Below are 5850 nucleotides of genomic sequence, written 5' to 3'. Positions count from 1 at the left end.
TGTCAACTACTTCTTTTTTTTCTTCATCTGTAATATGAACTATCGGAAGGTCTCCTTCTGGAGCAAACCTATAATCATTGGCAGTATACTTAACTCTCATTAGGACAGTTTCATTTTTCGCGTCGTCCCATCTTCTTGTTGTCTTGATTTCATCTTCATGATTTTCAAGAAGCTTAATGTGTCTTTCTACTTCAAAATCAATGGCCTTTTCAACACCTCTAAAGGAGTTAAGATTTTTAACTTCTGTAATAGCAGTTTTTTCTCCTGTTTCCATGTCCTTTACATTTACGTTAACGTCACATCTTAGTGATCCTTCTTCCATTTACAGTCAGAAATATCTAAGAACCTAAGTGTTTGATTTTAATTTTTCAAGAAACTCACGTGCTTCCTTACCACTAGAAATATCCGGTTTACTTACTATTTCAATTAGAGGTACTCCACACCTATTGTAGTCCATAAGTGTTTCATTATCTTCTGTATGAAGGCTTTTTGCTGTATCTTCTTCCATTTGAATTTGGAAAAGTCCAATTTTTTCTTTCCTTCATCTGTATCAATTTCAAGATAACCATCAGTACAAATAGGTTTATCATTTTGTGTGATTTGGAAACCCTTGTTAAGTCAGGATAAAAATAATTCTTCCTGTCAAATTTAGATTTATTATTAATAGTACAATTAAAAGCAGTTCCAGCCATAATAGTATAGTTAACAACATTTCTATTTAAAACTGGCATTCCACCAGGAAGTGCCAAACATACTGGACACACATTGGTGTTCGGTTCATCCCCAAAGGAGTTTTACATGAACAAAAAGCTTTTGTCTCAGTGGAAAGTTCAACGTGAATTTCCAATCCTACAATTGTTTTATATCTCATTTGTTTAAACTCCTTTCAAATGCTAATGATGCTTGAATAAGGTCCTTATCCTTAAATCTTTTACCTGTAAATTCTATTCCTACAGAAAGTCCATCTAGGCCTGCTGGCATTGGTAGTGAAATTGAAGGAGAACCTACCATGTTAGCTGGTATAGTGAATAAATCTGCTTGATAAGCTTCAACTGGACTCATATTGTCATCAATTTTAAAAGGCAGTGTTGGGAAAGTTGGACATACCATAAAGTCATAATCCTTAAACATTCTGTCCATATCTCTTTTAATTAATCCTCTTACTTTAGAGCCTTATAATAATACTCATCTGCATTATCCATTGATAAAATATGTGTACCAATCATAATTCTTCTCTTAACTTCATCACCGAAACCTTCACTTCTTGAAGCACGGTACATTTCTTCTATATTTTCAAAATTCTTATCTGTTCTATGTCCATATCTTATGGAATCAAAGCGGCCATATTTGACGCAATTTCACCATTAACTAAGATGTTATAAGTTTCAATTGTATGGTTTAACGAGTCGATATCATATTCATCAACTTCAGCACCATTGTCTCTTAAAATTTTTATTGCCTTTTCAATTCACTTCCAACTCTTTCATTTAAATCCATATCTAAACAAATCTTTGGAATAGCAAATTTTTGCCCTCTAAGTTTTTAATTGCATCATCAGAAAAATCAAATTCAAAATTTAAGCCAGGGTTTCCAACAGAAGTTGCATCTCTTTCGTCTTTACCTTCTATTAAGTTAAACATCATTGCAAGGTCTCTAACATCATTTGCAATTACACCTGGTTGATCAAAAGTGTTTGCCATTGATGACATACCAAACCTAGAAATAGAACCGTAAGTAGGTTTCATTCCCACTGTCTTACAGAAACTAGACGGTTGTCTAACTGAACCTCCTGTATCTGATCCAATAGAAATAGCAGCCATATTTGCACTTACAGATGCAGCTGAACCACCTGAAGAACCACCAGATACTCTTGTAGTATCAAGTGGGTTTTTGTCACTCCAAAATAGGAAGTTCTTGTTGATGCTCCCATGGCAAATTCATCTAAGTTAACCTTACCTAGAATTACACCATCATTATCTTTAATTTTTTTAACTAATGTTGCATCATAAGGAGCGATATAATTTTCAAGCATCCTTGATCCACAAGTCATTTTTATATTTTTTACAGAAATATTGTCCTTAATTGAAATTGGAACACCTGCAAGTTGAGACATTTCTTCTCTGTTGTGGAATTTTTCATCTACTTCTCTTGCCTTCTTTAGAGCCTCTTCTTCTGTCACTGTGATGTAGGCATTTATTTCTTTATTTTTTTCCTTAATGCTCTCTAAAATTCTTTTGTAACTTCTTCACAGGAAAAATCCCTATTTCTATATCCTTGGGCTATCTCCCAGGCCTTTAACTTACTAAAAGTCATGAGTCCCTCCTATTCTACAAACTTTATTAGTTTAAAATAACCGTATTTTTAGTAGCGGCATTTTCTAGTGCCTCTTCTTGAGAAAGAGACTCTCCAGTTTTATCTTCACGAATATTGTTTTCTGTTCCATTGACTTGGAATACTTCTTCAACACCCTCAGTATCAACTTCTTTTATCTTATTTACTAGTTCAATAATTTCATCAAAATTTGGTGCAAATTTTTCTAGTTCTTCGTCAGAAAAATCGATTTGAGCAATATTTGCTATATGCCTTATGTCTTCCTTATTCATTTAAACCTCCTACTAAATTATCAAGTTCTTCTAAACTTAAAATTTCTATTTTAAATCTCTCGCCTTATCATACTTAGAGCCTGGATTTTCTCCAACTACAAGGTAGTCAGTATTTTTACTTACAGAACCTGTCACTTTAGCTCCAAGGGATATTAGTTTTTCTTCAAGGTCTTTTCTCGGAATTTCAAGAGTACCTGTTAAGACGAAAGTTTTTTTATCAAGGGCTTAGGCCCACTACTATCATCTTCATAAAGTGGATTAATCCCCAAATCAAATAATTCATTAACTGAGTTAACAATTCTTTCATCGTGGAAAACTCCACTATTTCTTTAGCCGTTATACTTCCAATATCTCCAATAGAAATAAGCTCATCTTCCTTAGAATTTCTTAATTTGTCAAAGGACTTAAAGTAATCAGCTAAGTCTCTGGCAGTTTTTATCCCAACATTAGGTATACCAAGAGCATAAATGAAGTTTGACAATTGAGGATTCTTTGAATTTTCAATTGCAGTTAAAAGATTATTTGTCCTCTTTTCTTTAAAACCTTCTATTTTAATTATATCTTCATATCTTAGCTTGTAAACATCGGGAATCTCTTTTAAACCTACAGTTCCCATTAACTTTTCTATTGTCTTTTCACTAAAGCCTTCTATATCCATTGCATCTCTAGATGCAAAATGAGTGAACCTTGATACCAGTTGGGGAACACATGATAGTGTATTAGGACAAAATATATGGACACCATCTTGATATAAGTGTGAACCGCAATATGGACAAGTTTTAGGTTTTTCTTTTCAAGAGTTTCATTATAACTTAAGGTTACCAGAATTTCTGGTACCCTTAGACTATAATAAAACTCTTGAAAAGAAAAACCTAAAACTTGTCCATATTGCGGTTCACACTTATATCAAGATGGTGTCCATATATTTTGTCCTAATACACTATCATGTGTTCCCCAACTGGTATCAAGGTTCACTCATTTTGCATCTAGAGATGCAATGGATATAGAAGGCTTTAGTGAAAAGACAATAGAAAAGTTAATGGGAACTGTAGGTTTAAAAGAGATTCCGATGTTTACAAGCTAAGATATGAAGATATAATTAAAATAGAAGGTTTTAAAGAAAAGAGGACAAATAATCTTTTAACTGCAATTGAAATTCAAAGAATCCTCAATTGTCAAACTTCATTTATGCTCTTGGTATACCTAATGTTGGGATAAAAACTGCCAGAGACTTAGCTGATTACTTTAAGTCCTTTGACAAATTAAGAAATTCTAAGGAGATGAGCTTATTTCTATTGGAGATATTGGAAGTATAACGGCTAAAGAAATAGTGGAGTTTTTCCACGATGAAAGAATTGTTAACTCAGTTAATGAATTATTTGATTTGGGGATTAATCCACTTTATGAAGATGATAGTAGTGGGCCTAAGCCCCTTGATAAAAAACTTTCGTCTTAACAGGTACTCTTGAAATTCCGAGAAAAGACCTTGAAGAAAAACTAATATCCCTTGGAGCTAAAGTGACAGGTTCTGTAAGTAAAAATACTGACTACCTTGTAGTTGGAGAAAATCCAGGCTCTAAGTATGATAAGGCGAAGATTTAAAAATAGAAATTTTAAGTTTAGAAGAACTTGATAATTTAGTAGGAGGTTTAAATGAATAAGGAAGACATAAGGCATATAGCAAATATTGCTCAAATCGATTTTTCTGACGAAGAACTAGAAAAATTTGCACCAAATTTGATGAAATTATTGAACTAGTAAATAAGATAAAAGAAGTTGATACTGAGGGTGTTGAAGAAGTATTCCAAGTCAATGGAACAGAAAACAATATTCGTGAAGATAAAACTGGAGAGTCTCTTTCTCAAGAAGAGGCACTAGAAAATGCCGCTACTAAAAAATACGGTTATTTTAAACTAATAAAGTTTGTAGAATAGGAGGGACTCATGACTTTTAGTAAGTTAAAGGCCTGGAGATAGCCCAAGGATATAGAAATAGGGATTTTTCCTGTGAAGAAGTTACAAAAGAATTTTTAGAGAGCATTAAGGAAAAAAATAAAGAAATAAATGCTACATCACAGTGACAGAAGAAGAGGCTCTAAAAAGGCAAGAGAAGTAGATGAAAAATTCCACAACAGAGAAGAAATGTCTCAACTTGCAGGTGTTCCAATTTCAATTAAGGACAATATTCTGTAAAAAATATAAAAATGACTTGTGGATCAAGGATGCTTGAAAATTATATCGCTCCTTATGATGCAACATTAGTTAAAAAATTAAAGATAATGATGGTGTAATTCTAGGTAAGGTTAACTTAGATGAATTTGCCATGGAGCATCAACAAGAACTTCCTATTTTGGAGTGACAAAAAACCCACTTGATACTACAAGAGTATCTGGTGGTTCTTCAGGTGGGTTCAGCTGCATCTGTAAGTGCAAATATGGCTGCTATTTCTATTGGATCAGATACAGGAGGTTCAGTTAGACAACCGTCTAGTTTCTGTAAGACAGTGGGAATGAAACCTACTTACGGTTCTATTTCTAGGTTTGGTATGTCATCAATGGCAAACACTTTTGATCAACCAGGTGTAATTGCAAATGATGTTAGAGACCTTGCAATGATGTTTACTTAATAGAAGGTAAAGACGAAAGAGATGCAACTTCTGTTGGAACCCTGGCTTAAATTTTGAATTTGATTTTTCTGATGATGCAATTAAAAACTTAGAGGGCAAAAAATTTGCTATTCCAAAGATTTGTTTAGATATGGATTTAAATGAAAGAGTTGGAAGTGAATTTGAAAAGGCAATAAAAATTTTAAGAGACAATGGTGCTGAAGTTGATGAATATGATATCGACTCGTTAAACCATACAATTGAAACTTATAACATCTTAGTTAATGGTGAAATTGCGTCAAATATGGCCCGCTTTGATTCCATAAGATATGGACATAGAACAGATAAGAATTTTGAAAATATAGAAGAAATGTACCGTGCTTCAAGAAGTGAAGGTTTCGGTGATGAAGTTAAGAGAAGAATTATGATTGGTACACATATTTTATCAATGATAATGCAGATGAGTATTATTATAAGGCTCTAAAAGTAAGAGGATTAATTAAAAGAGATATGGACAGAATGTTAAGGATTATGACTTTATGGTATGTCCAACTTTCCCAACACTGCCTTTTAAAATTGATGACAATATGAGTCCAGTTGAAGCTTATCAAGCAGATTTATTCACTTACCAGCTAACATGGTA

The 5850-nt window shown here is 33.1% G+C and carries 10 protein-coding genes and 4 pseudogenes; 8 read left to right on the top strand and 6 right to left on the bottom strand.

Translation table 11 applies throughout. The features are described from left to right. The 6 genes and pseudogenes from gatB to DRZ96_RS11070 form a co-directional block, all read right to left on the bottom strand. Positions 1 to 871: pseudogene (gatB, locus tag DRZ96_RS12160) on the bottom strand (Asp-tRNA(Asn)/Glu-tRNA(Gln) amidotransferase subunit GatB); the annotation flags it as partial. Next, a pseudogene (locus DRZ96_RS11085) lies at positions 868 to 1280 on the bottom strand (amidase family protein). The pseudogenes gatB and DRZ96_RS11085, both read right to left, overlap by 4 nt. A gap of 219 nt (positions 1281 to 1499) precedes the next feature. Continuing rightward, positions 1500 to 2179, bottom strand: a pseudogene (locus DRZ96_RS11080) (amidase). Between the two features lie 160 nt (positions 2180 to 2339). Beyond that, complete coding sequence (gatC, locus tag DRZ96_RS00470) at positions 2340 to 2603, bottom strand: Asp-tRNA(Asn)/Glu-tRNA(Gln) amidotransferase subunit GatC (protein ID WP_256584686.1); 264 nt, start codon at positions 2601 to 2603, stop codon at positions 2340 to 2342. A gap of 45 nt (positions 2604 to 2648) precedes the next feature. After that, positions 2649 to 2786 (bottom strand): BRCT domain-containing protein, encoded by a 138-nt coding sequence (locus DRZ96_RS11075; protein WP_256584691.1) that lies wholly within the window; start codon positions 2784 to 2786, stop codon positions 2649 to 2651. Positions 2787 to 2820: 34 nt separating this feature from the next. Beyond that, positions 2821 to 3261, bottom strand: a complete 441-nt coding sequence (locus DRZ96_RS11070; protein WP_256584685.1) for a helix-hairpin-helix domain-containing protein — start codon at positions 3259 to 3261, stop codon at positions 2821 to 2823. Positions 3262 to 3513: 252 nt separating this feature from the next. Here DRZ96_RS11070 and DRZ96_RS11065 point away from each other — a divergent pair. The 8 genes and pseudogenes from DRZ96_RS11065 to DRZ96_RS11030 form a co-directional block, all read left to right on the top strand. Then, positions 3514 to 3687 (top strand): annotated as a pseudogene (locus DRZ96_RS11065) (hypothetical protein); the annotation flags it as partial. A gap of 88 nt (positions 3688 to 3775) precedes the next feature. After that, positions 3776 to 3919, top strand: a complete 144-nt coding sequence (locus tag DRZ96_RS11060; RefSeq protein ID WP_256584684.1) for a helix-hairpin-helix domain-containing protein — start codon at positions 3776 to 3778, stop codon at positions 3917 to 3919. 154 nt (positions 3920 to 4073) lie between these two features. Further along, positions 4074 to 4205 (top strand): BRCT domain-containing protein, encoded by a 132-nt coding sequence (locus tag DRZ96_RS11055; RefSeq protein ID WP_322788175.1) that lies wholly within the window; start codon positions 4074 to 4076, stop codon positions 4203 to 4205. 122 nt (positions 4206 to 4327) lie between these two features. Continuing rightward, entirely contained in the window at positions 4328 to 4537 is a 210-nt protein-coding gene (gatC, locus tag DRZ96_RS11050; protein ID WP_322788174.1) for an Asp-tRNA(Asn)/Glu-tRNA(Gln) amidotransferase subunit GatC, read from the top strand. Positions 4538 to 4666: 129 nt separating this feature from the next. Continuing rightward, positions 4667 to 4795, top strand: coding sequence for an amidase family protein (locus DRZ96_RS11045; protein WP_256584683.1), 129 nt, complete (start codon positions 4667 to 4669; stop codon positions 4793 to 4795). A gap of 11 nt (positions 4796 to 4806) precedes the next feature. Next, the gene (locus DRZ96_RS11040; protein WP_322788173.1) at positions 4807 to 4893 is read left to right on the top strand and encodes a hypothetical protein; all 87 of its coding nucleotides are present in this window, start codon (positions 4807 to 4809) and stop codon (positions 4891 to 4893) included. Between the two features lie 80 nt (positions 4894 to 4973). After that, positions 4974 to 5228: an amidase family protein gene (locus tag DRZ96_RS11035; protein ID WP_256584682.1), complete on the top strand. Its 255-nt coding sequence runs from the start codon at positions 4974 to 4976 to the stop codon at positions 5226 to 5228. Positions 5229 to 5307: 79 nt separating this feature from the next. Further along, positions 5308 to 5691, top strand: a complete 384-nt coding sequence (locus DRZ96_RS11030; RefSeq protein WP_322788172.1) for an amidase family protein — start codon at positions 5308 to 5310, stop codon at positions 5689 to 5691. The last annotated feature ends 159 nt before the right edge of the window (positions 5692 to 5850 follow it).

It is taken from the genome of Peptoniphilus harei (assembly GCF_900454685.1).
In the GTDB taxonomy this organism is placed as follows: Bacteria; Bacillota; Clostridia; order Tissierellales; family Peptoniphilaceae; genus Peptoniphilus_A; species Peptoniphilus_A harei.
This window is presented reverse-complemented; position numbering and strand designations above follow the sequence as displayed.